General features: G+C 60.2%; 18 protein-coding genes. 7 read left to right on the plus strand and 11 right to left on the minus strand.

Annotated elements, in window-relative coordinates; genetic code table 11:
- Positions 1-184: 184 nt before the first annotated feature.
- Positions 185-409: a hypothetical protein gene (locus ACI77D_RS02720; RefSeq protein ID WP_007898912.1), complete on the minus strand. Its 225-nt coding sequence runs from the start codon at positions 407-409 to the stop codon at positions 185-187.
- Positions 410-852: 443 nt separating this feature from the next.
- On the minus strand, positions 853-1,158 hold the full coding sequence (locus ACI77D_RS02725; RefSeq protein ID WP_064453488.1) for a hypothetical protein: 306 nt from the start codon (positions 1,156-1,158) through the stop codon (positions 853-855).
- 461 nt (positions 1,159-1,619) lie between these two features.
- Between ACI77D_RS02725 and ACI77D_RS02730 the strand changes: the two genes are divergently transcribed.
- Complete coding sequence (locus ACI77D_RS02730) at positions 1,620-1,943, plus strand: sel1 repeat family protein (RefSeq protein WP_221295339.1); 324 nt, start codon at positions 1,620-1,622, stop codon at positions 1,941-1,943.
- Positions 1,944-2,118: 175 nt separating this feature from the next.
- The gene (gene rmuC, locus ACI77D_RS02735) at positions 2,119-3,483 is read left to right on the plus strand and encodes a DNA recombination protein RmuC (protein WP_262668043.1); all 1,365 of its coding nucleotides are present in this window, start codon (positions 2,119-2,121) and stop codon (positions 3,481-3,483) included.
- Positions 3,484-3,586: 103 nt separating this feature from the next.
- Here the strand turns inward: rmuC and ACI77D_RS02740 are convergent, their stop codons facing one another.
- The 3 genes from ACI77D_RS02740 to ACI77D_RS02750 all read right to left on the minus strand — a co-directional run bounded on the left by ACI77D_RS02740 (position 3,587) and on the right by ACI77D_RS02750 (position 8,265).
- Positions 3,587-7,057, minus strand: coding sequence for a PAS domain-containing hybrid sensor histidine kinase/response regulator (locus tag ACI77D_RS02740; RefSeq protein ID WP_064453485.1), 3,471 nt, complete (start codon positions 7,055-7,057; stop codon positions 3,587-3,589).
- A 216-nt stretch (positions 7,058-7,273) separates the two neighbouring features.
- Positions 7,274-7,657, minus strand: a complete 384-nt coding sequence (locus ACI77D_RS02745) for a YbaN family protein (RefSeq protein ID WP_407016008.1) — start codon at positions 7,655-7,657, stop codon at positions 7,274-7,276.
- Between the two features lie 20 nt (positions 7,658-7,677).
- Positions 7,678-8,265 carry a YecA family protein gene (locus ACI77D_RS02750; protein WP_064453483.1) on the minus strand — a complete coding sequence of 196 codons (588 nt, stop codon included), beginning with the start codon at positions 8,263-8,265 and terminating at the stop codon, positions 7,678-7,680.
- A 276-nt stretch (positions 8,266-8,541) separates the two neighbouring features.
- Between ACI77D_RS02750 and recQ the strand changes: the two genes are divergently transcribed.
- Together recQ and ACI77D_RS02760 are read left to right on the plus strand one after the other, a co-directional pair.
- Positions 8,542-10,668: a DNA helicase RecQ gene (recQ, locus tag ACI77D_RS02755; protein WP_064453482.1), complete on the plus strand. Its 2,127-nt coding sequence runs from the start codon at positions 8,542-8,544 to the stop codon at positions 10,666-10,668.
- Between the two features lie 121 nt (positions 10,669-10,789).
- Positions 10,790-11,224, plus strand: coding sequence for a MarR family transcriptional regulator (locus tag ACI77D_RS02760; protein WP_053257333.1), 435 nt, complete (start codon positions 10,790-10,792; stop codon positions 11,222-11,224).
- A gap of 96 nt (positions 11,225-11,320) precedes the next feature.
- Here the strand turns inward: ACI77D_RS02760 and ACI77D_RS02765 are convergent, their stop codons facing one another.
- The gene (locus tag ACI77D_RS02765; protein ID WP_262665799.1) at positions 11,321-13,510 is read right to left on the minus strand and encodes a patatin-like phospholipase family protein; all 2,190 of its coding nucleotides are present in this window, start codon (positions 13,508-13,510) and stop codon (positions 11,321-11,323) included.
- Between the two features lie 83 nt (positions 13,511-13,593).
- Between ACI77D_RS02765 and ACI77D_RS02770 the strand changes: the two genes are divergently transcribed.
- A complete protein-coding gene (locus ACI77D_RS02770; RefSeq protein WP_407016009.1) occupies positions 13,594-13,881 on the plus strand; it encodes a SelT/SelW/SelH family protein in 288 nt (95 codons plus the stop codon).
- A 3-nt stretch (positions 13,882-13,884) separates the two neighbouring features.
- On the opposite strand, the gene ACI77D_RS02775 is transcribed toward ACI77D_RS02770, so the two are convergent.
- Positions 13,885-14,769: a DMT family transporter gene (locus ACI77D_RS02775; protein ID WP_064453479.1), complete on the minus strand. Its 885-nt coding sequence runs from the start codon at positions 14,767-14,769 to the stop codon at positions 13,885-13,887.
- Between the two features lie 99 nt (positions 14,770-14,868).
- The gene (locus ACI77D_RS02780) at positions 14,869-15,618 is read right to left on the minus strand and encodes an AraC family transcriptional regulator (protein ID WP_407016010.1); all 750 of its coding nucleotides are present in this window, start codon (positions 15,616-15,618) and stop codon (positions 14,869-14,871) included.
- A gap of 137 nt (positions 15,619-15,755) precedes the next feature.
- Between ACI77D_RS02780 and ACI77D_RS02785 the strand changes: the two genes are divergently transcribed.
- Positions 15,756-16,565: a UDP-2,3-diacylglucosamine diphosphatase gene (locus ACI77D_RS02785; RefSeq protein WP_053257328.1), complete on the plus strand. Its 810-nt coding sequence runs from the start codon at positions 15,756-15,758 to the stop codon at positions 16,563-16,565.
- Positions 16,566-16,689: 124 nt separating this feature from the next.
- On the opposite strand, the gene ACI77D_RS02790 is transcribed toward ACI77D_RS02785, so the two are convergent.
- From ACI77D_RS02790 to phhA, 3 genes are all read right to left on the minus strand, one after another.
- Positions 16,690-17,883 (minus strand): amino acid aminotransferase, encoded by a 1,194-nt coding sequence (locus ACI77D_RS02790; RefSeq protein ID WP_221295336.1) that lies wholly within the window; start codon positions 17,881-17,883, stop codon positions 16,690-16,692.
- A complete protein-coding gene (locus ACI77D_RS02795; RefSeq protein WP_407016011.1) occupies positions 17,883-18,239 on the minus strand; it encodes a 4a-hydroxytetrahydrobiopterin dehydratase in 357 nt (118 codons plus the stop codon). The genes ACI77D_RS02790 and ACI77D_RS02795 overlap by 1 nt, the downstream gene beginning before the upstream one ends.
- Positions 18,240-18,343: 104 nt before the next feature.
- Positions 18,344-19,135, minus strand: a complete 792-nt coding sequence (gene phhA, locus ACI77D_RS02800; protein ID WP_064453476.1) for a phenylalanine 4-monooxygenase — start codon at positions 19,133-19,135, stop codon at positions 18,344-18,346.
- Positions 19,136-19,392: 257 nt separating this feature from the next.
- On the opposite strand from phhA, the gene ACI77D_RS02805 reads away from it, so the two are divergent.
- Positions 19,393-20,955, plus strand: a complete 1,563-nt coding sequence (locus ACI77D_RS02805) for a sigma-54-dependent transcriptional regulator (RefSeq protein ID WP_407016012.1) — start codon at positions 19,393-19,395, stop codon at positions 20,953-20,955.
- Positions 20,956-21,097: the final 142 nt, after the last annotated feature.

Below are 21,097 nucleotides of genomic sequence, written 5' to 3' on the forward strand. Positions count from 1 at the left end.
GCCGCTTGAGTTGAAGTGTAGTGTCATATTCACGATGTAAAGGACTGTTTTTAAAACATCTTCTTCATTTAGTTATAACGTTTATATCTATTCGTACTTAGTCAAAACGCCCGGACTTAAAAGCCAGGCAATAAAAAACCCTGCTTTTTAAACAGGGTTTTTGTATTTCAGCGACTCGGGTCGATCAGGCAACCAGTGCCTGACGGGTACGCTCGATCACAGCCTGCAGCGGTTCAGCGCTGGAGTATTGATCGGGGTACAGGCGTTCGCTGTGACGAGCGATGCCGTGTTCGTTGACCAGGGTGAAGCTGAAGCAGCCTTTGCGAGCGGCCATGATCAGGCAGTTCATTGGTGCAAAAGCGTTAGTGAGGGTGCGGATGGCATCCTGAGTGTGGATTTGAGTGGACATATTATTGGTGTTCCTACAAATGACACGGATAAGAACCGTGCAACGTTAAAACGTTCCAGTAACGTCGATCACCATTGATCGAACGAAGAACCCGACTGGAACAAAGCAGCCAGTTTGAAGCGCTAATAAGTTAGGCGCGCTTGGGCTGGCAGGTAGGTACTTAGGAGGGCAGGCAACACAACAAGGGCAAAGGTTCTGGGCCCGGGGTGAAGATCCTGATCAATTTGCAGGTTGGTTCGGTCAGAGTATTGAAACTTCGCGACACCCTTTGCTTGTTCAAAGGCAGTGCCGTCGCAAGAAATACCTGGAAACCATCGAGGTGGTCGATCCCGTGTTGTTCAAGGGAGTTGTTCGACCAGAATTGACTTTCAGCTTGGTACTAACGCCGCGGATAGTAACGGATTGAAGCAGGGAAGGGAAGTGTGCTAGCCAAAAAACTTTAATCAGCCGCCTGACCATCCGCGATACACCAGCACGGTTGCGGCGGCCGCCAGTGAGCAGCCCAGCCCGTAGGCCGCCAGGGTAAGGCGCCAGGAGCGGCCGGTCTCGATGATTTTCACCACGTCACGCATGTCATTGATCCTGCCTTCTCCCAACTCGATGCACAGGCTCACGGCGGTAAACGCTGCCGATAACAGGATGGCGATGGCAAACAAAGCACCATCGGGGGAAGGCAGGGCCGCATTGATTCCCAATGAGGTCGCACAGATGGCGAGCAGCAATAAGGCGAATAACAGTATTCCTTTCATCTGCCCCTACCTGAAGGTTGCGTCCTGGGTCGAGCAGTGTGGCGAGCCCGGGCACTTTTGAAAAGGCCACTGGTTTGGCCTGTCGGTAACATCTTTTGGGCGGGTTGAAGCAAAAAACGCCCGCGATATAGCCAATGGGTCGGTACTTGTGCACATTTGTTGCGAGGTGTGTAACCGCTCGGTCAACTGCCTTGAGGCACCGGCGTTTGCCTGCAATGGAAATTTAAGTCAATGAAAAATATCGCTTTTTTTTATTGGTGAAAAAATCGTCAGTTTGACTGCGGCCCCCGTTCCATGGGGCTTTGAGCGAGTTCAAGGCGGGTTGTCCACTGAGTTATCCACAGCTTCTGTGGATTGTCCCAAGCGCTTGCTCTAGAACGGGCGTGTGGGTTTTTTCTGGCTTTACGTCTGCGAAAAAAAGAGTAGAGTGGCGCGCCTTCCGTTCTGTCCCACAGTGCTTTATGAAGTTTCGCTCAGTATCACCTTCTGTTACCGACACCCCTCAAACTGTTACCGCACCCAAGCGTTTCTCCTTGAAAGTTGCCTTGTGGCTGCTCGACAGCCCGCGCCTGGGGCATAACACCAGCGTCAAGCACTTTGCCGGGTGTTTGCTCAAGCAGCCGGCGCGTGAAGGGGTGGTCGCCGCACAGAGCCGCCTGGGTCAGTTGATGTGCCGTGAGTGCGGCAACGCCCGCGACCGTCGCATCGGCCATGACTTGTTACGGCTGGCCGCCCGCGCCGGTGACCGCGGCGCCCAGCGCGAACTGGGGCAGGTCGAAGACTGAGCTGTCCTCAAGCCCTGCGCTTGGTTAACCTTGCTCTTTTTCGGTAATGGCAGAAATGGCTATGGCTTTTGACTGGACCAGTATTGCCTTGGGTCTTGCTGGCGCTGCAGTGCCTTTATTGGCCGTATGCTGGCAGATTCAACGGCGGCTGACCGTGCGCATGACGGGCTGGGAGTTGCTTGAAGAGCGCCTGGCCACTGCGCAACTGGCCCAGGAAGGACTGGCGGCGCAACTCGACGCCAGCCGCGACGAGATCAGTGACCTCAGCCAGGCCAACGCTGCCAAACAAGCTGACCTGGCCGCCGTGCGCCGTGAGGTCGAACTGCTCCAGATCGACCGCGACAACGCTCGCGACGCGGCACACGCCTGGAACCTTGACCGCAGCGCCAAAGAAACCGAGCTGCGTCGGCTCGACGCGTTGTCAGCGGCTTTGCGCGCCGAACTGCGCGAACAGCAGGAAAGCCATCAACAACGCCTTGCCGACCTGCAGGGCTCGCGTGACGAACTGCGCGCGCAGTTCGCCGAGCTCGCCGGGAAGATCTTCGACGAGCGCGAACAGCGTTTTGCCGAAACCAGCCAAGAACGCCTGGGCCAGTTGCTCGATCCGCTCAAGGAGCGAATTCAGTCCTTCGAAAAGCGTGTGGAAGAAAGCTATCAGAATGAGGCGCGTGAACGTTTTTCGCTGGCCAAAGAGCTTGAACGCCTACAGCAACTGAACTTGCGTCTGTCCGACGAAGCCACCAATCTCACCCGCGCCCTCAAGGGCCAGAAAACCCAGGGCAATTGGGGGGAGCTGATCCTTGAGCGGGTGCTGGAACATGCGGGGCTTGAGAAAGGCCGCGAGTATCAGACCCAAGTCAGCCTCAAAGGCCCGGATGGCGAGCGTTTCCAGCCGGACGTGTTGATCATGTTGCCCGGCGACAAGCAGGTGGTGGTCGACTCCAAGGTCAGCCTCACGGCTTATCAGCAGTACGTTGCGGCGGAGGATGATGTGATTGGCCAGGCAGCGCTGAAGCAGCATGTGCTGTCCCTGCGCAATCACGTCAAGGGCTTGGCCGGCAAGGATTACAAGCGCCTGGAGGGCCTGCACAGCCTGGATTTCGTTCTCCTGTTCGTACCTATCGAGGCGGCGTTTTCCGCCGCGTTACAGGCTGAGCCGAACCTGTTCCAGGAAGCCTTCGACCGCCATATCGTCATCGTCAGCCCGACCACTTTGCTGGCCACCCTGCGGGTGATCGACAGCCTGTGGAAGCAGGAACGCCAAAGCCAGAACGCCCGGGAAATCGCCGAGCGGGCCGGCTGGCTCTACGACAAGTTCGTGCTGTTTATCCAGGATCTGGACGAGGTAGGCAACCGTCTGCAACAGTTGGATAAAGCCTACAGTGCAGCACGGAACAAGCTGACAGATGGACGCGGAAACCTCGTCAGTCGTACTGAGCAATTAAGGTTGCTTGGCGCGCGCGCCAGTAAAAGCCTGCCGGCTGATTTGCTTGAACGGGCGATGACGGATGCAGACGGTGTGGCGCATCTGCCGGAATAGAGCCCGGCTGATGCGGGAGCTTGCGTGCCTGCGGTAGTGGGGGCGGCTGATCCACTGCTATCGCAGGCAAGCCAGCTCCCACAGGTTATTTTGTTCAGGCTTCCTACAGAGGTAGGTGCCGACTCAACAGCGCACGCAACGCCGCAGGCTTCACTGGCTTGGCCAGGTAATCCAACCCCGCCGCATGCACCTCGGCCACCATCTCCGGCCGTCCGTCCGCGCTGATCACCACCCCGGGAATCGGCTCCGCCAATTGCGCCCGCAGCCAACCCATCAGCTCGGTGCCGGTCTCGCCGTGGTCCAGGTGGTAATCCACCAGCGCCAGTTGTGGGCGTATGCCTTCGGCCAGCAGCGCCGCACACTGCGCCTGGTCGGTGGCGGTCCACACTTCGCAACCCCAGCGGGTCAGCAGGCTGCGCATGCCAATCAGAATGCTCTCTTCATTATCCACGCACAGCACCTGCGCACCGCTGAGTGGCAACCCACTGTCCTGCGCGGTCTTGACCTGCGGGCTGGCCTGGTTGCGCGCCAGTGGCACGCTCACGCTGAACACGCTGCCTTTGCCCGGCCACGAGCGCACGCTCAGTTTATGCTCCAGCACACGGCACAGGCCGTCGGCGATCGCCAGGCCCAGGCCCAGACCTTTTTCCGCGCGTGTCTGGTGGCTGTCCAAGCGCTTGAATTCTTCGAAGATGACCGTCTGTTTATCCAGCGGAATGCCAGGGCCACGGTCCCAGACCTCCAGGCACAGTTCGCCCTTGCGCCGGCGGACTCCAAGTAGCACAGGGCCGTCGGCATAGCGGAATGCATTGGTCAGAAAATTCTGCAAGATCCTGCGCAGTAATTTGATGTCGCTGTCCACCCGCAAACGACTGCCGCGCAGGCGAAAACGCAGGCCTTGCTCGTGGGCCAGCGCCTTGAATTCCGCGCCCAGGGTGTCGAACAGTTCATTGAGTACAAAAGGCTGTCGCTGCGGGTTGATCTTGCCGTTTTCCAGGCGCGAGATATCCAGCAGGTCGCTGATCAGGTCTTCGGCGGAGCGCAGCGAGCTGTCCAGGTGCTGCACCAACTGCCGCGCCTCCCTGGACAAACCGTCGTTCTGGTGGGAGAGGGCGGCGGAGAACAGCCGTGCGGCGTTCAGCGGTTGCATGAGGTCATGGCTCACCGCTGCCAGAAAGCGCGTCTTCGACTGGCTGGCGGATTCGGCCACGCCTTTGGCGTCGGTGAGCGCCACATTCAGTTGCGACAGTTCATGGGTGCGCTCGGTCACCCGTTGTTCAAGGCCCTCGTTGGCCTCGGTCAGTGCCTGCTCGGCTTCCCGGAATGCGGTGATGTCCGTGAAGCTCATGACAAACCCGCCGCCGGGCATCGGGTTGCCGATCAGCTCAATCACGCGCCCATTCGGGAACAAGCGCTCGGACGTGTGGGCGCGGCCCTGGCGCATCCAGTGCAGGCGTCGGGCTACGTGCACTTCGGCTTCGCCCGGCCCGCACAGGCCGCGTTCGGCGTTGTAGCGAATGATGTCGGCAATTGGCCGCCCGACACTGATCAAACCTTCCGGGTAGTTGAACAGCTCCAGGTAGCGCCGGTTCCAGGCCACCAGCTTGAGTGACTGGTCGACCACGCTGATGCCTTGGGTGATGTTTTCGATGGCGCCCTGCAGCAGCGCACGGTTGAACTGCAGCACCTCGGAGGCTTCGTCGGCGATCCGTACGACGTCCTCCAGCTGCATTTCCCGCCCTTCAATCGCGGCTTTTACTACAGCGCGTGTCGACGATGCACCGAGCACACCGGCCAAGAGCCGTTCGGTGTGGGCGATCCAATCGTTATCGGCATTCTGGTTGGGGTTGAACCCTTTGCCTTGGCGATAGGCAAAGCGGATAAAACTCTGCTGGGCGCGTTCTTCACCGACAAAGCGTGCTGCGAGGCTGAGTAAGTCGCTGATTTGCACTGACAACATCGAGCGAGCACTGGCGCGCTGGCTGATTTCCTGGCCGATAAAACGCCCGGCCTGCCAATGCTCGGAAACGCGTGTGCGCGACAGCATCGAGACCCAGACAAACAGCGTGAAGTTACCCGCCAGGGAAAACACGGTGCCCAGCGTGAGCGAGTTAACGGATAAACCAAATGGGTGCGAATGCATCCACGTCAGCCCGGGGAAAAGGCTGAACGACCAGCCGAGACTTTTCGCCGTCACCGGCAGGACCAAGGTGTAGAACCACAAAAAGGTGCCCGCCGCCAATCCGGCAAACACGCCACGCCGGTTGGCCTGCTTCCAGTAAAGTGCGCCGAGCATCGCCGGGGCCAGTTGGGTCACGGCGGCGAAAGCGATTTGGCCGATGGTCGCCAGGCTCGCGGTGGAGCCAAGCAGGCGATAGCTCACGTAGGCCAGCAACAGGATGATCACAATGCTGACCCGGCGTACCGACAGCATCCAATGGCGAAACACTTCAAACGGCCGCTCAGCGCTGGAGCGCCGCAGCAGCCATGGCAGCAACATGTCGTTGGAAACCATGGTCGACAGCGCAATACTCGCGACAATCACCATGCCGGTAGCCGCCGATGCGCCGCCGATAAATGCCAGCACAGCGAGGGCTGGATGCGCCTGTGCCATGGGCAGGCTGATGACGTAGGAGTCCGGTAATACCGAGCCAGGCAATAGCATTTTGCCGCCGAGTGCGATGGGAATGACGAACAGCGCGGCGAGGATCAAGTACGCCGGGAACACCCACTTGGCGAGGCGCAAATCCTGCGGGTCGATGTTCTCCACCACGGTGACGTGAAACTGCCGGGGCAGGCAGATGATTGCCATCATCGCCACACCGGTTTGCACCACCATCGACGGCCAGTTGATGGTTTCTTTCCAGTATTCCTCCAGGCGTGGTTCGAGCATCGCCTGGCTGAACAGGTCGCCGAAACCGTCGTACAGGCCGTAGGTCACAAACGCGCCGACGGCGAGAAAGGCGAACAGTTTGACCAGGGATTCAAACGCAATCGCCAGCACCATGCCTCGGTGGTGTTCGGTCGCGTCGAGGTTGCGGGTACCGAACACGATGGTGAACAGCGCCAGAACCAGCGACACAATCAGCGCGGTGTCCTGAGCGCGGGTGCCGGTGGTGTCGGGGCCGGAACCGATCAACAGGTTCACGCCCAGCACGATGCCTTTGAGTTGCAGGGCGATGTAGGGCAGTACGCCAACCAGGCAGATCAGCGCCACCACCACCGCCAGGGACTGGGACTTGCCGTAGCGCGCGGCGATAAAGTCAGCAATCGAGGTGATGTTTTCCTGCTTGCTGATCAGAATCATCTTCTGCAGCACCCACGGTGCCAGCACCAGCAGCAGGACCGGTCCCAAGTAGATCGGTAAAAATGCCCACAGTTGTTCGGCGGCTTGGCCTACAGCGCCGAAGAAGGTCCAACTGGTGCAGTAGACGGCCAGAGAAAGGCTGTACACCCAGGCGCGCACTCGTGGTGGCAGCGGCGCGTGGCGGCGGTCACCGTAGAAGGCGATGGCAAACATAATGGCCATATAGGCCAAGGCAACGGCGGCGATCAGCCCGCTGGACAGCGTCATGGTAACTCCGAGCATAAAAACACCCGGGCATTCCAGGCCCGGTTGGACAGTCTCGCATGATGCTCGGGGTTAGTCAGTGTCGACCAAGGTCGTGTGTAGGATCTGGCTTATGTGAGCGCTGGCTTGCCTGCGATTCAGGCACGGCGTTGTAGACACTTACAGCCTGGCGATGCTGTCGCGGGCAAGCCCGGCTCCCACACAAGCCAGCGCCCACCGTTATCGCGGTGGCAAGGTCTTCTGACGCAAGATATAGAGCGTTACAAGAATGGCACTGGTCAGCATAAACCCGCGTGCCCACGGTAGTGGCACCAGGTAACAGGAGAAGCCGATGCTCAGCCACATCAAGCCGATTGCATAGACCTTGCCCTTGAGCGGAATGCCATTGCCGTCCAGGTAGTCTTTGATCCATGGGCCCAGGCGCGGGTGTTCCACCAGCCAGTGGTAGAAACGCGGGGAGCTTCGAGCGAAACAGGCGGCGGCGAGCAAGAGGAAGGGCGTGGTCGGCAAGACCGGTAGGAAAATGCCGACAACCCCCAGCGCTACGCTCAGCCAGCCGATGGCCAGCAGCACGTAACGCAGGAGCAGCGAGCGGTTGCCCATGGGTGCCACGGGCAAACGACTCAGTGGTGACGTGGCTTGAGGATCGCCGGTTTTTCGTCGGGCGCGTTGCACAGCAGGTACAAGGCGGTCAGGGCTTCCGGGATCTGTACGATCATGTCGTCCATCAGGTTGGCGTCAGCGGCGATGTCGGCGAATTCCGGCTGGTCATCGAACAGGCCCGAACCCACCATGATCGGCAGCAGCATTTCGCTGACTTCTTCTTCGGCGGTTTCGAACCAGGCGGCTTCGCGCAGGAACACACCTTCCATGAAACCGATGCACCAGCCGCGCAGGTCGGAATCATCCGGCTCTTCGCCCAGGTCGAGGTCGCAGGGCAGTTCGAATTCCTCATCGGCAGCCAGTTGGCGACCGATATGGGCCTTGAGGGCCAGCAGGGTGGATTCGATTTCCTCACGCTGGGCGGCGTCGGCGTAGTGAGGTTCTTCGGCGAACAGCGCGTCGATCCATTCACGGTCAGGCACGACTTCGGAGCAGATCGACAGGGCGGTCAGGTAGCCGTGAGCGGCCACGTAGTCCAGCGCCTCGTCATGCAGCTCATCGGCGTCGAGGAAGGCTTGCAGGCGGGTTAGTTGCTCAGCGAAGGACATTGAAGGGCTACCTTGGGAATAAACGATGCTGAATTCTAGGCTTTCTTGAGCGCCCAGGCCAGCCACACTGCATATTTGCCAGGTTTTAGATAGCGGCCGCTATTCGTCAGCGGTGCCCTTTGCGGGGTAACGCTCGGGTATACTGCCGCGTTTTGTGATGCCCCTGCAGGCCAAGCGCCAACCCGAGAAAACTTCGCTTACGGATTATTTCCCGTGACCCCGCGTTTTTTCGGCCAGCCTGTACAGAGGAATTTCGGCACCATTTTGGAGTTTTACATGCTCGAGCAGGCTCAACGCGTCCTCAAGGACATCTTCGGCTACGACAGTTTTCGTGGCCGCCAGGGTGCGATCATTGAGCGCGTGGCCAGTGGCGGTGATGCCCTGGTCCTGATGCCTACCGGCGGCGGTAAATCGCTGTGCTTCCAGGTGCCGGCGCTGTTGCGTAATGGCTTGGCCGTGGTGGTGTCGCCGCTGATTGCGTTGATGGACGATCAGGTTGCCACCCTTGAGGAACTCGGCGTTGCCGCGGCGGCCTTGAACTCCACCCTCAGCGCTGAGCAACAGCGCGACCTGGCCGCGCGAATCAAGCGCGGTGAAGTAAAGATGCTTTACCTGGCCCCCGAGCGACTGGTGCAGCCGCGCATGCTGGCCTTCTTGCAGAGCCTGGAGATCGCGCTGTTCGCCATTGATGAAGCCCACTGCGTGTCGCAATGGGGCCATGATTTCCGTCGCGAATATTTGCAACTGGGCCAGTTGGCCGAGCTGTTCCCTGACGTGCCGCGTATCGCGCTGACAGCCACGGCCGACAAACGGACCCGTGAAGAAATCGTCGAGCGTCTGCATTTGCAGAATGCCGAGCGCTTCCTGTCGAGTTTCGACCGGCCGAATATTTTCTACCGCATCGTGCCCAAGGAACAGCCGCGCAAGCAGTTGCTGGCGTTCCTGTCCGAGCGGCGCAGTGATGCGGGCATTGTGTATTGCCTGTCGCGCAAGAAGGTGGATGAAGTGGCCGCGTTCCTCTGCGAGCAAGGCTACCCGGCGCTGCCGTACCACGCGGGCCTGCCGAATGAAACGCGCTCTGCCCACCAGAAACGCTTCCTCAACGAGGAAGGCCTGATCATGGTCGCGACCATCGCCTTCGGCATGGGTATCGACAAATCCAACGTGCGTTTTGTGGCGCACATGGACCTGCCCAAATCCCTTGAGGCGTACTACCAGGAAACCGGTCGCGCCGGCCGTGATGGCCTGCCCGCAGATGCCTGGATGGTCTATGGCCTGCAAGACGTGGTGATGCTCAAGCAGATGCTGCAGAACTCCGAAGGCGACGAGCGTCACAAGCGTCTTGAGCAGCACAAGCTCGACGCCATGCTGTCATTGTGCGAAGAGACCCGCTGCCGCCGCCAAACATTGCTGGCGTACTTCGACGAGGACATGCCCGAGCCGTGCGGCCACTGTGACAACTGCGTGGATGGTGTGCAGACATGGGACGCCACCGAGCCGGCGCGTCAGGCCCTCTCGGCCATCTACCGCACCGGCCAGCGTTATGGCGTTGGCCATCTGGTGGATGTATTGCTGGGCAAGGACAACGAAAAGGTACGCAGCTTCGGCCACGAAAAACTCTCGGTCTACGGCGTGGGCAAGGCCCGTGCAGAGGGCGAGTGGCGTTCACTGTTCCGGCAGATGGTGGCGCGCGGCTTAGTGGATATCGACCTGGAAGGTTATGGCGGCCTGCGCCTGAACGACAGTTGCCGGCCTTTGCTCAAGGGCGAAGTGAGCCTTGAGCTGCGTCGCGACCTCAAGCCGCAGACCACCGCCAAAAGCAGCACCAGCCAGGCCAGCCAGTTGGTGCGTGGCGAAGAACGCGAGCAGTGGGAAGCCTTGCGCACCCTGCGGCGCAAACTGGCGCAAGAGCACAGTGTGCCGCCTTACGTTATTTTCCCCGACTCCACCTTGCTGGAGATGCTGCGCGAACAGCCGACCACCCTGGCAGAAATGGGCAGGGTCAGTGGCGTGGGTGCACGCAAACTGGAACGCTACGGGCAGGCCTTCCTTGAAGTGCTCGGCGGCCAGGCCGAAGCGCCGAAGGAAGTCGCCGACATTCGCCACGAACTGATCAGCCTGGCGCGTGCCGGCATGACTCCGATCCAGATCGCCGGCCAACTGCAATGCTCGGAAAAAAACGTCTACACCTTGCTGGCTGAATCCATTGGCAAGCAGCAGTTGTCGCTGGAGCAGGCCCTTGATTTGCCGGAAGATCTGCTCGGTGAAATCCAGGACGCCTTCCTCGACGGAGAAGGCGAATTGCCACCTGTTGCGGAGATCGCGCCGCTGTTTACCGGGCGTGTTCCGGAAGGTGTTTTGTATTGCGTGCGTGCCGCTTTACAGTCGGAATTCGAAATTTAATGTGCCAATTACGACAATGTAACGAATCAGAACATAGCAACTCTTGCCTCATGGCATGGCTCATGCTTAGCTGACTAATAATTAGCCACACTTTATTTTCAGTCTAACCCACGAGTTTTTTATGCCTTTAACCGATCAACACCGCTTTGGCATGCAGTTGGCGCAAATGTCCCGAGGTTGGCGCGCCGAGCTGGACCGCCGTTTGGCGGGCCTGGGTTTGTCCCAGGCGCGTTGGCTGGTGCTGTTGCACCTGGCCCGTTTCGAGGAAGCACCCACCCAACGCGAATTGGCACAAAGTGTCGGGGTAGAAGGCCCGACCCTCGCACGCCTGCTCGACAGCCTGGAAGGCCAAGGCCTGGTGCAACGCCAAGCCGTGCTGGAAGACCGGCGAGCCAAGCGCATTCTGCTGTGCGACACCGCCCGCCCCTTGATCGAGCAGATTGAAACCATTGCCACGGCCTTGCGCCACGAGTTGTTTGTGGGCGTGGATGAAGAGGATTTGCGCGTGTGCATGCGTGTGCACGGGCATATTTTGGCGAATCTGGAAAAGCCCTGAGGTAGCGCCTGACTAATGTCGGGCAGGGTTGTTGTGGCGAGCGGGGCAAGCCCGCTCACCACACGAGCTCTTCGCACATTTGATGTGTGTTGAGCGTTAGAAGGTCTGGCCCAGGTTCAGGTACACCGCCTGCTGCTTATCATCATTGAACCCATAGCTGAAATTCAGCGGCCCCAGCGGCGTATCAAACCCGAGGAATATACTCGCGGCATTGATATACCCACTGTCGAACTGATTGTCGTTGTTCCACGCGCGGCCGCGTTCCAACGAGGCTCCGAGGTACAGCGGGAAATCCAGTGGTAGGTACGAGCGCGGTGTCAGGCGGCGGTAGTACACCGCACGCATCAGCGCGATGTTCTGCCCCGAGATCGAGTCTTCGCGAAAGCCCGATAATTGCCGTGCACCGCCGAGCAGGAAGCTGGAAATTACCACGTCGGATTTATCCAGCGTGCGCCCGTAGCGACCGCCCAGTATCAGCGTGTCCGGGCCGTGGCTCATGGCCTTGTCCAGCTTGAACTCCCACTGGCGGTAGCGTTGGTCCGAGCCCAGGCCAGGTGCGAACTCGCGGAAGGCCAGGCCGATGTCTTCGCCAGTGTGGGGGAAGTACACGTTGTCCAGCGAGTCGAAGGAGTATTTCAGCTCATAGAAACCCTCGCTGAAGCTCACGCTTGGCAGGTCGCGCTCGCCAATGCGCACATCCGCCTTGCCCCAGGCTTCGCCGACGCCGAAGCGAATTTCGCCGCTGTTGCCAATCTGTCGCCCCACATTCAGGCCAAAACCGTAGCGCTCCAGGCGGTATTCGGCGATGGGGTCGCTGTCCAGAACCAGATCAACGTTCTGCGCCTGAGCACTGATATAGGGCGCGACGAAGTAACGTGAGCCCACATCCAGCGGTTGGTAGAACTCGCTGTACAGTTCCTGACGATCGCCAATCTGTACCCGTGTCAGCCATTCAGCGCCGAGACGGTTGATGCCGTTCATGCGGTAACTGGCGCCGAGGTTGTAGGCGCTGTCGCCGCGCATGTCATCCGACAGGTTGAGGCCCAGGCGCAGATAATCGGTGCCGCTGCGTTTGCCGCGTGCGCTGATGACCAGGGTGTTGTCCGGGCCCTTTTTCACCACGCGGTATTGCACCTGCTCGAAGTAATCCAGGCCGTACAACGTGCCCATATCGGTTTGCAGGCGGTCCAGGTTCAGCGGCTCGCCCAGGGTTTGGCGGATGTAATAGCGGATCACGTCATCGCTGACTTTCGAGTCGTTCTCCACTTTGATCGCGGTGATTATCGGCGTGCGTTCGCCAGGGGTGCGTGCCTCCACCAGTTGCGGGTCGACCGGCTCTGCGGGGCGCAGATGTGCCAGGCGTACATCGAGCGCGCGGGTGGCGCGGTAGCCGGCGTCGATCATGTCCTTGGCGCGGCCAAAGTCCGTAACGCCATAGGCAGCCAGGGGCGGCTGGATCAGCACGTCCTTCGGATGCAAGGCCTTGAGTTGCTCCTCGGAATTGCGTCGGGTCATCAGGGTGATGGACTGGTTGAGCACGTCCACCACTGTCGCCAGTTGTTTACGTGAACGCAGCGGCGTACCGATATCCACCACGATAGCGATGTCGACGCCCATCTCCCGGGCCACATCCAGCGGAATGTTGTCGGTCATGCCGCCGTCCACCAGCAGCCGTCCGTCCAGTTCCACCGGGGCGAACACGGCGGGGATCGACATGCTGGCGCGGATCACCTGGGGCAGGTGGCCTTTGTTGAACACCACTTTTTCGCCGGTGGTGATGTCGGTGGCCACTGCGCGGAACGGGATCGGCAGCTTGTCGAAATTACGCGTGTTGCTGGCGTGAGCGAACATACTTTCCAGCAGCAGGGCCAGGTTCTGGCCCTGTATCACGCCGAGCGGCAGGCCCAGACTGCCGTCGTCGCGGAAACTGAGTTTTTGTTTGACCAGGAAATCCCGGTCATCCTGTTTGCGTCGAAACGGTACATCCTCCCGCGGTGGCGCATCGGACAGCGCCTGCTGCCAATCGATATTCAGCGCGAGCTTTTCCAGCTCATCTATTTTGTAGCCCGAGGCGTACAAACCGCCAATCACCGCGCCCATGCTGGTGCCGGCAATGGCATCGATCTGAATACCTTGCTCTTCCAGGGCCTTGAGCACACCAATATGCGCCAGGCCACGGGCGGCGCCGCCGGACAATACCAGGCCGATTTTGGGGCGTGGTGTTTCAACGGCGTCGGCAAGGAGCGGGAGCAGGCACAGGAAAAGGCAGGACAACAGGCGGCGCATCATGTATCTCGGGCTGGGCGATAAAGGCCGGTATTATAGCCACTCGATCCTCCGAGCCCGTTACGCCAGGAACCTCTCAAATTATGTCTGCAAGCAAACCCGAGATCGTCATTACGTATTGCACCCAGTGCCAGTGGCTGCTGCGCGCCGCATGGCTGGCCCAGGAGTTGTTGAGCACGTTCTGCGACGACCTGGGGCGTGTGACGCTGGAACCGGCCACCGGTGGCGCGTTTCGTATCACCTGTGACGGCGTGCAGATCTGGGAGCGCAAGGCGGACGGTGGCTTCCCTGAAGTCAAAGTGCTTAAACAGCGCGTGCGCGATCAGATCGACCCGCAGCGGGATTTGGGTCACAACGATCGTAACGCCTGAAGGTCATGCCGTTGCAGCGGGCTGTTTGGCCTGGCTGGCACTGCCCATCAGCCCCGAAAGCACGATGGCGACGATGATCAGTGCGCCCCCCAGCATCATGCGCAACGTCGGGGTTTCGGCAAACAGCAGCCACGCCGCAGTGATGCCGTAGACCGGCTCCATGGCAAACACCACCGACGCCGTGCGTGCCTTGATCACCGCGAGGCTGGCGACAAACAGGCTGTGGGCCAGGCCCGTACAGAAAACCCCGAGCAGCCCGATCCACAACCAGTCCAAGGCCCGCACATCCGCCAGCCCCGGCGCTGCCACGGGCAACAGGCAGGCCGCAACCACGACGTTCTGGCACAGCGCTGCCTGCACCGCCGGGATGCGCCCAGAACTGGCGCGATTGTTCAGCGACAGCAGTGAAAACAGCAGCCCTGAGGCGATGCCCCACAGCAAGCCGCCGGTTGCGGCACTGGCAAGGTTGAAGTCTGGAGTCACCAACACCAGGCCGATGCTGACCAGTACCACCAGCAGGATTTCATTGGCGCGAATGCGCTCACGGAAGATCAGCCCTTCGAGAATCACGGTAAAGGCCGGGAATGCGGTAAAGCCGAGCGTGGCGACGGCGACCCCGGCGACTTTGACTGCAATAAAGAAGGTCACCCAGTGCGCCGCCAGCAACACGCCGCTGACCAGCAGCCGACGCCAGTCGCGCATCTGCAGTTTTTTCCAGGTGGTATTGCTGGCGAATCGGGCAAACACCGCCAGGGCGAGCACGGCAAACGCGGCGCGGCCAAACACAATGATGGCGGGCGAGGCGGCCGCCAGCTTGCCGAATACGCCGGTAAGGCCAAACATCAATGCGCCGATATGCAGGGCGCCGAGGGCTGAACGGGGAGTCATTGCGATCCTTGAAACAACGGAGTGTCAGCATCGCAGTCTAGAGGGTCGAGGGCGTCGGTGTCTGTCGCGACTCTCGTGGTGATTAACGCAAGGCTCTTGTCAGGCCGCCCGCCGCAACGCGCCGGGTGAGGCGCCGAATTCGCGCAGCATGGCGGCAGAGAATGCACTTTGCGAGGCATAGCCGACGCGTTCGGCGATGTCGCCAATGACCAGGGGTGTCTCACGTAGAAGCCCGAGCGCCATGTGCAAGCGACGGCTGCGTAGATAGTCCATCGGCGTTTGTCCGCACTCCGCCATAAAGCGTGCATGCAGGCGCGCCACTGAAAGCTCGGCAATCCGTGCCAGGTCGGCCACCTGCAGCGGGCGCGCGGCGTGCCGCTCGATGTGCGCGTTGAATGCCGCATAGGGCAGGCGCTTGCCCTGCATCGGGCGGGCCAGCGGGTGATTGAGGCTGGCCAGTAACAACACTGCGCCTTGCTGCACGATCAGCGGATCATCCACCGGACTGTGCGCCAGCCATTGCACCAACTGGCTTTGCCGGGAGTCCAGGGCCAGGCGCGCCGGTTGATTGAGCAGGCGGCGGCTCGCGTCGGCATGGTCTCCCAAGGATTGCACCACCCAGTGTTCGGTGGGCACATCCAGCACCAGGCAGCGGCTGCCATCGCGACTGCCGCAGGTATGGTGGGCGGAGAAGGGCAGCACCATCACGCTGCTTTCGTGCACCTGGCTGCCATGGCCGTCGACTTCCAGGTCCAGGTGCCCGGACAGGCCGAACACCAACTGCGCATGATCATGGCTGTGGGCGAGGGGGGCTTCGATGTAGTGGCGCAGCGTGAGGGTCGGTCTCATCGCGGTCTCCTGGGCAGCATGGCGCCAGTCTACAACGCTTTGCGGCCAGCAAACGCTGTCATCAGACTGACGCACGCCTGTCATGGTCTATTAATCGCAAGGGTGCAAGCTCGCGAAAACACCGTCGAGGGATGCCCATGACCAGTGCCGAGTTCGTCAAGCCCAGCCGTAAGCAACGGGTGCGTACCCTGTGGATTTCCGACGTGCACCTGGGCACCCGGGATTGCCAGGCCGAGCACTTGTCACAGTTCCTCAAGGGCTATCACGCCGACAAGGTGTACCTGGTCGGCGACATCATCGATGGCTGGAAGATGCGTGGCGGCATGTATTGGCCCCAGGCCCACACCAACGTGATCCGCCGGCTGCTGACCATGGCCAAGCGCGGCACCGAGGTGATCTACGTCACCGGCAACCATGACGAATTTCTACGGCGTTATTCCAAGCTGATCCTGGGCAATATCCAGTTGGTGGACGAGGCTGTGCACGTCACCGCTGATGGCCGCCACCTGCTGGTGATTCACGGCGACCAATTCGATGTGATCACCCGTTACCATCGCTGGTTGGCGTTTCTCGGGGATTCGGCTTACGAGTTCACGCTGACGCTGAACCGCTGGCTCAATCACTGGCGTGCGCGGTATGGCTATGGCTACTGGTCGCTGTCGGCGTACCTCAAGCACAAGGTCAAAACGGCGGTGAGCTTTATCAGTGATTTCGAAGAGGCGATCGCCCACGAAGTGACCAAGCGTGAGCTGCATGGCGTGGTCTGTGGGCATATCCACCATGCGGAGATTCGCAAGGTCGGTGAGGTGGATTACCTCAACTGCGGGGATTGGGTGGAGTCGTGCACGGCGTTGATCGAGCACTGGGATGGGCATATCGAGTTGTATCGGTTGGCGGATGCGCAGGCAAAAGAGGCACAGCTAAAAGCGGAAATGGTCGCGGGCTAAAGCCGGGCGCGATCCAAATGTGGGAGCGGGCTTGCTCGCGAATGCAGTGTGTCAGTCAATGCATCTGGCGACTGATCTACCGCATTCGCGAGCAAGCCCGCTCCTGCCTTTACTTCCGGCTGCTTCAGTTGGATACGTCGGCGATGGCTTGGGCGAGCAGGCTCAAGCGTGTCGCATCAATACCTGCGACGTTAGCCCGTCCCGAACTGACCATGTACACGCTGTGCTTCTCCCGCAGTTGCTTCACCTGCTCGGCACTCAAGCCTGTGTAGGAAAACATCCCGCGCTGTGCACCAATATGCGCAAACCGTTCGGACAGCCCGTGTGGCGCCAGCGCCTCCACCAACCCGGAGCGCAACTGTGCGATCCGCGAACGCATGGCTTCGACTTCGTCGCTCCACACCTGCTTAAGCGCGGCATCACCGAGGATGGTCGCGACCACTGCGGCGCCATGATCCGGCGGTGTCGACCACAAATTACGCGCGATATTGGCCAATTGGCTGCGCACATCCGTGAGCTTTTCGGCATCCGCCGCACACACGATCAACGCACCGACACGGTCGCTATACAGGCCGAAGTTCTTCGAGCAGGAACTGGTGATCAGCACTTCCGGCAGCTCGGCTGCCAGCAACCGTACCGCCCAAGCGTCCTGCTCCAGACCGTCGCCGAAGCCCTGGTAGGCAAAGTCAATCAATGGCAGCAGTTGGCGCTCGCGTACGATTTGCAGCACTTGGCGCCAGTCATCCCGGGACAGGTCGAAACCGGTCGGGTTGTGGCAGCACGCATGCAGCAACACCACGTCGCCCTTCGGTACCGTGGAGAGTGTCGCCAGCATCGCCGCCACGTCCAGGCGATTGTCAGCGTCCACGTACGGGTAATGGCTGACCTTGAGGCCGGCCTTGGCGAAGATGGTTTCGTGGATCGGCCAGGTCGGGTTGCTCAGCCATACACCACGGCCGGGCAGGCTGTGGGCGATAAAGTCGGCACTCAGGCGCAGGGCGCCGGTGCCTCCTGGGGTCTGGGTCGCGCCGGCACGGCGTTCGCGGATCAACGTTGAATCGGCGCCGAGCACCAGTTCGCTGATCAACGTGCCGAAAGCTGCGTCGCCGTGCCCGCCGATGTAGGTTTTGGTGGTTTGAGTGTCCACCAGGCGCTGTTCGGCGAGTTTCACCGAGTGCGGAATCGGGGTCAGGCCCTGGTCGTCCTTGTAGACACCCACGCCCAGGTCGAACTTGTTCGGGTTGCTGTCCTGGGCATACAGGTCCATCAGCCCGAGGATCGGGTCGCCGGGCACGCGGCCAATGGCATCGAAATGCATTACTTGCGGCCCTCGGCGTCCTTGGCCACTTCGTCGGTGCGCGCGGCCATGATGAAGTCGTTGCGGTGCAGGCCCTTGATCGAGTGGCTCCACCAGGTCACGGTGACTTTGCCCCACTCGGTGAGCAAGCCTGAGTGGTGGCCTTCGGCTTCGGAGATTTCACCCATGGCGTTGGTAAAGGCCAGGGCGAATTTGAAATTCTTGAACAGGAAAACTTTTTCCAGCTGCATCACGCCGTCGCGGACTTCGATGTTCCAGTCGGGAATCTGCTTGATCAGTACCGGCAGCTCTTCGTCGCTGACTTGCGGGGCGTCGGCGCGGCAGGCTTCGCAGTGGGCTTGGTTCAAGGTGGTCATGTGTGTGTCCTGAATTCGAGTGTTTGAAAAACGGTCGTCAGTAGCGTCACCCTAAAGCAACGCGGGGCCAGGGAACAGACTCACCTGGCGTCAAAACGTAAGGCTCAAGCCGCTTTGGGTTTGGGTGGGAATTTGGGCGCGTGAAGACCCAACTGCATCCCGCGCTCGACCATGCCCATGATGTCTTCCTGCGCCACTTCGAACAGGCGCTTGAGCTCGGGCAGTACGAAGTACAGCGGTTGCAGGATGTCGATACGATACGGCGTGCGCATGGCTTCCAGCGGGTCGAAGGCTTGATGCTCCGGCTCATCCGACAGGCAATACACGCTCTCCTTGGGCGACGACAAAATGCCGCCACCGTAGATGCGCCGACCTTGTGGCGTATCCACCAGGCCAAACTCGATGGTCATCCAGTACAGGCGCGCCAGGTACACCCGTTGCTCCTTGGTCGCTGCCAGGCCGAGCTTGCCGTAGGTGTGGGTGAATTCGGCAAACCAGGGGTTGGTCAGCAGCGGGCAGTGGCCGAAGATCTCGTGGAAAATGTCCGGCTCTTGCAGGTAGTCCAGTTCTTCACGGGTACGAATAAAGGTCGCCACGGGAAACTGTTTGCTGGCGAGCAATTCGAAGAAGGTCTGGAAGGGGATCAGCGCCGGCACGCGGGCGACTTGCCAGCCGGTGGTCTCGGCCAGCACTTTGTTGATTTCACCCAGTTGCGGAATGCGGTCCAGGGGCAGGCCGAGCTTGTCGATGCCGTCCAGGTATTCCTGGCAGGCGCGACCTTCGATGACTTTCAGCTGACGAGTAATCAGGGTGTTCCACACCGCGTGTTCTTCCGGCGGGTAGTGGATAAAACCTTGCGCATCGGGCTCGCGGGCCACGTATTGCGTCTGCTTCATACGGCTCTCCTGCTAGGCATTCGTTCTTGTTATGTTCGGCGTATGGCCTATTGATAACGCGGAAGGCGGCGGATTCCATCCAGCCCTGACTTGGTCGCGTAGGAAAAGTTACCGATTTTCGTAAAGTATTCGTTACGATCACCCGGTTCTTCTGTGTCTTGGGCTGTGAAAAGCGCGCGCTCTGTCACATAATCTTGACGACTATCTGCGCCCAGCGGCAAAAAGACGCGGCGCCTTCCCACCTTTCGGGCCTTTTCATGCGTATCAAAGTGCACTGCCAGAACCGCATCGGCATCCTGCGGGACATCCTCAACCTGTTGGTGGAGTACGGCGTCAACGTCGCCAAAGGCGAAGTTGGCGGTGAGCATGGCAACGCGATTTACCTGTTTTGCCCCAATCTGGTGAACATGCAGTTCCAGGCATTGCGCCCGAAATTCGAGGCGATTGCCGGGGTGTTTGGCGTCAAGCGAGTAGGGCTGATGCCCAGCGAGCGTCGGCATATGGAGCTCAATGCGTTGCTCGGTGCGCTGGAGTTTCCGGTGCTCTCCATCGACATGGGCGGCTCCATCGTCGCCGCCAACCGTGCGGCGGCGCAGTTGCTTGGGGTGCGGGTCGACGAGGTGCCGGGGATTCCGTTGTCGCGTTATGCCGAGGACTTCGATCTGCCGGAGCTGGTGCGCGCGAGCAAGTCGCGGATCAATGGCTTGCGGGTCAAGGTCAAGGGTGACGTATTCCTGGCGGACATCGCGCCGCTGCAATCCTCCGAGCACGATGACAGCGAAGCCATGGCCGGCGCAGTGCTGACCCTGCACCGCGCCGACCGCGTCGGTGAGCGTATCTACAATGTGCGCAAGCAGGAGCTTCGCGGTTTCGATAGTATTTTCCAGAGCTCCAAGGTCATGGCGGCGGTGGTTCGTGAAGCACGGCGCATGGCGCCCCTGGATGCGCCTCTATTAATAGAAGGCGAAACCGGCACCGGCAAAGAGTTACTGGCGCGTGCCTGTCACCTGGCCAGCCCGCGCGGGCAATCGCCATTGATGGCGCTTAACTGCGCCGGGCTGCCAGAGTCGATGGCTGAGACCGAGCTGTTTGGTTATGGCCCGGGTGCCTTTGAAGGCGCGCGCGCGGAAGGCAAGCTCGGGCTGCTGGAACTGACGGCGGGCGGTACGTTGTTTCTCGATGGTGTGGGAGAAATGAGCGCGCGGTTGCAGGTGAAGTTGCTGCGTTTTCTGCAGGACGGTTGCTTTCGCCGGGTGGGCAGTGATGAGGAGGTGTATCTGGATGTGCGGGTGATCTGCGCCACCCAGGTCGATTTGTCGGAGCTGTGCGCCCGGGGCGAGTTTCGCCAAGACCTGTATCACCGCCTTAACGTGCTGTCGTTGCACATCCCGCCCTTGCGTGAATGCCTGGATGGGTTGGCGCCTTTGGTTGAGCATTTTCTTGATCAAGCCAGTCGGCAGATTGGCTGCCCACTGCCCAGGTTGGCACCGGCGGCAATGGATCGGCTCAGTCATTACCATTGGCCGGGTAATGTGCGGCAGTTGGAAAACGTGCTGTTTCAGGCAGTGTCGTTATGCGAGGGCGGCACCGTCAAGGCTGAGCATATTCGCTTGCCGGATTACAGGGTGCGTCAGCCGCTTGGCGATTTTTCGTTGGAGGGCGGGTTGGAAAACATCGTCGGGCGTTTCGAAAAGGCGGTTCTGGAAGCCTTGTATGCCGAGCACCCGAGCAGTCGTCAATTAGGCAAGCGACTGGGCGTGTCGCACACCACCATCGCCAATAAGTTGCGCGATTACGAAATTCTTAAGAGCGATAAATAAGGCACCAGGCTAAACACGGTTTAAAACTGTGGGAGCTGGCTTGCCTGCGATGGCGGTGTATCAGTGACACATAAGCCAACTTACCCTCCGCCATCGCAGGCAAGCCAGCTCCCACATTTGTTATTTGTCATCTTCAAGACCT

The sequence above is a fragment of the Pseudomonas sp. O39 genome, from assembly GCF_045447295.1.
In the GTDB taxonomy this organism is placed as follows: domain Bacteria; phylum Pseudomonadota; class Gammaproteobacteria; order Pseudomonadales; family Pseudomonadaceae; genus Aquipseudomonas; species Aquipseudomonas antarctica_A.

What these genes read in the sequence shown, in the direction of transcription:
- ACI77D_RS02720 (WP_007898912.1), bottom strand. Translation starts at nt 409, where the DNA reads ATGTCCACTCAAATCCACACTCAGGATGCCATCCGCACCCTCACTAAC.
- ACI77D_RS02725 (WP_064453488.1), bottom strand. Translation starts at nt 1,158, where the DNA reads ATGAAAGGAATACTGTTATTCGCCTTATTGCTGCTCGCCATCTGTGCG.
- ACI77D_RS02730 (WP_221295339.1), top strand. Translation starts at nt 1,620, where the DNA reads ATGAAGTTTCGCTCAGTATCACCTTCTGTTACCGACACCCCTCAAACT.
- ACI77D_RS02740 (WP_064453485.1), bottom strand. Translation starts at nt 7,057, where the DNA reads ATGACGCTGTCCAGCGGGCTGATCGCCGCCGTTGCCTTGGCCTATATG.
- ACI77D_RS02745 (WP_407016008.1), bottom strand. Translation starts at nt 7,657, where the DNA reads ATGGGCAACCGCTCGCTGCTCCTGCGTTACGTGCTGCTGGCCATCGGC.
- ACI77D_RS02750 (WP_064453483.1), bottom strand. Translation starts at nt 8,265, where the DNA reads ATGTCCTTCGCTGAGCAACTAACCCGCCTGCAAGCCTTCCTCGACGCC.
- recQ (WP_064453482.1), top strand. Translation starts at nt 8,542, where the DNA reads ATGCTCGAGCAGGCTCAACGCGTCCTCAAGGACATCTTCGGCTACGAC.
- ACI77D_RS02760 (WP_053257333.1), top strand. Translation starts at nt 10,790, where the DNA reads ATGCCTTTAACCGATCAACACCGCTTTGGCATGCAGTTGGCGCAAATG.
- ACI77D_RS02765 (WP_262665799.1), bottom strand. Translation starts at nt 13,510, where the DNA reads ATGCGCCGCCTGTTGTCCTGCCTTTTCCTGTGCCTGCTCCCGCTCCTT.
- ACI77D_RS02770 (WP_407016009.1), top strand. Translation starts at nt 13,594, where the DNA reads ATGTCTGCAAGCAAACCCGAGATCGTCATTACGTATTGCACCCAGTGC.
- ACI77D_RS02775 (WP_064453479.1), bottom strand. Translation starts at nt 14,769, where the DNA reads ATGACTCCCCGTTCAGCCCTCGGCGCCCTGCATATCGGCGCATTGATG.
- ACI77D_RS02780 (WP_407016010.1), bottom strand. Translation starts at nt 15,618, where the DNA reads ATGAGACCGACCCTCACGCTGCGCCACTACATCGAAGCCCCCCTCGCC.
- ACI77D_RS02785 (WP_053257328.1), top strand. Translation starts at nt 15,756, where the DNA reads ATGACCAGTGCCGAGTTCGTCAAGCCCAGCCGTAAGCAACGGGTGCGT.
- ACI77D_RS02790 (WP_221295336.1), bottom strand. Translation starts at nt 17,883, where the DNA reads ATGCATTTCGATGCCATTGGCCGCGTGCCCGGCGACCCGATCCTCGGG.
- ACI77D_RS02795 (WP_407016011.1), bottom strand. Translation starts at nt 18,239, where the DNA reads ATGACCACCTTGAACCAAGCCCACTGCGAAGCCTGCCGCGCCGACGCC.
- phhA (WP_064453476.1), bottom strand. Translation starts at nt 19,135, where the DNA reads ATGAAGCAGACGCAATACGTGGCCCGCGAGCCCGATGCGCAAGGTTTT.
- ACI77D_RS02805 (WP_407016012.1), top strand. Translation starts at nt 19,393, where the DNA reads ATGCGTATCAAAGTGCACTGCCAGAACCGCATCGGCATCCTGCGGGAC.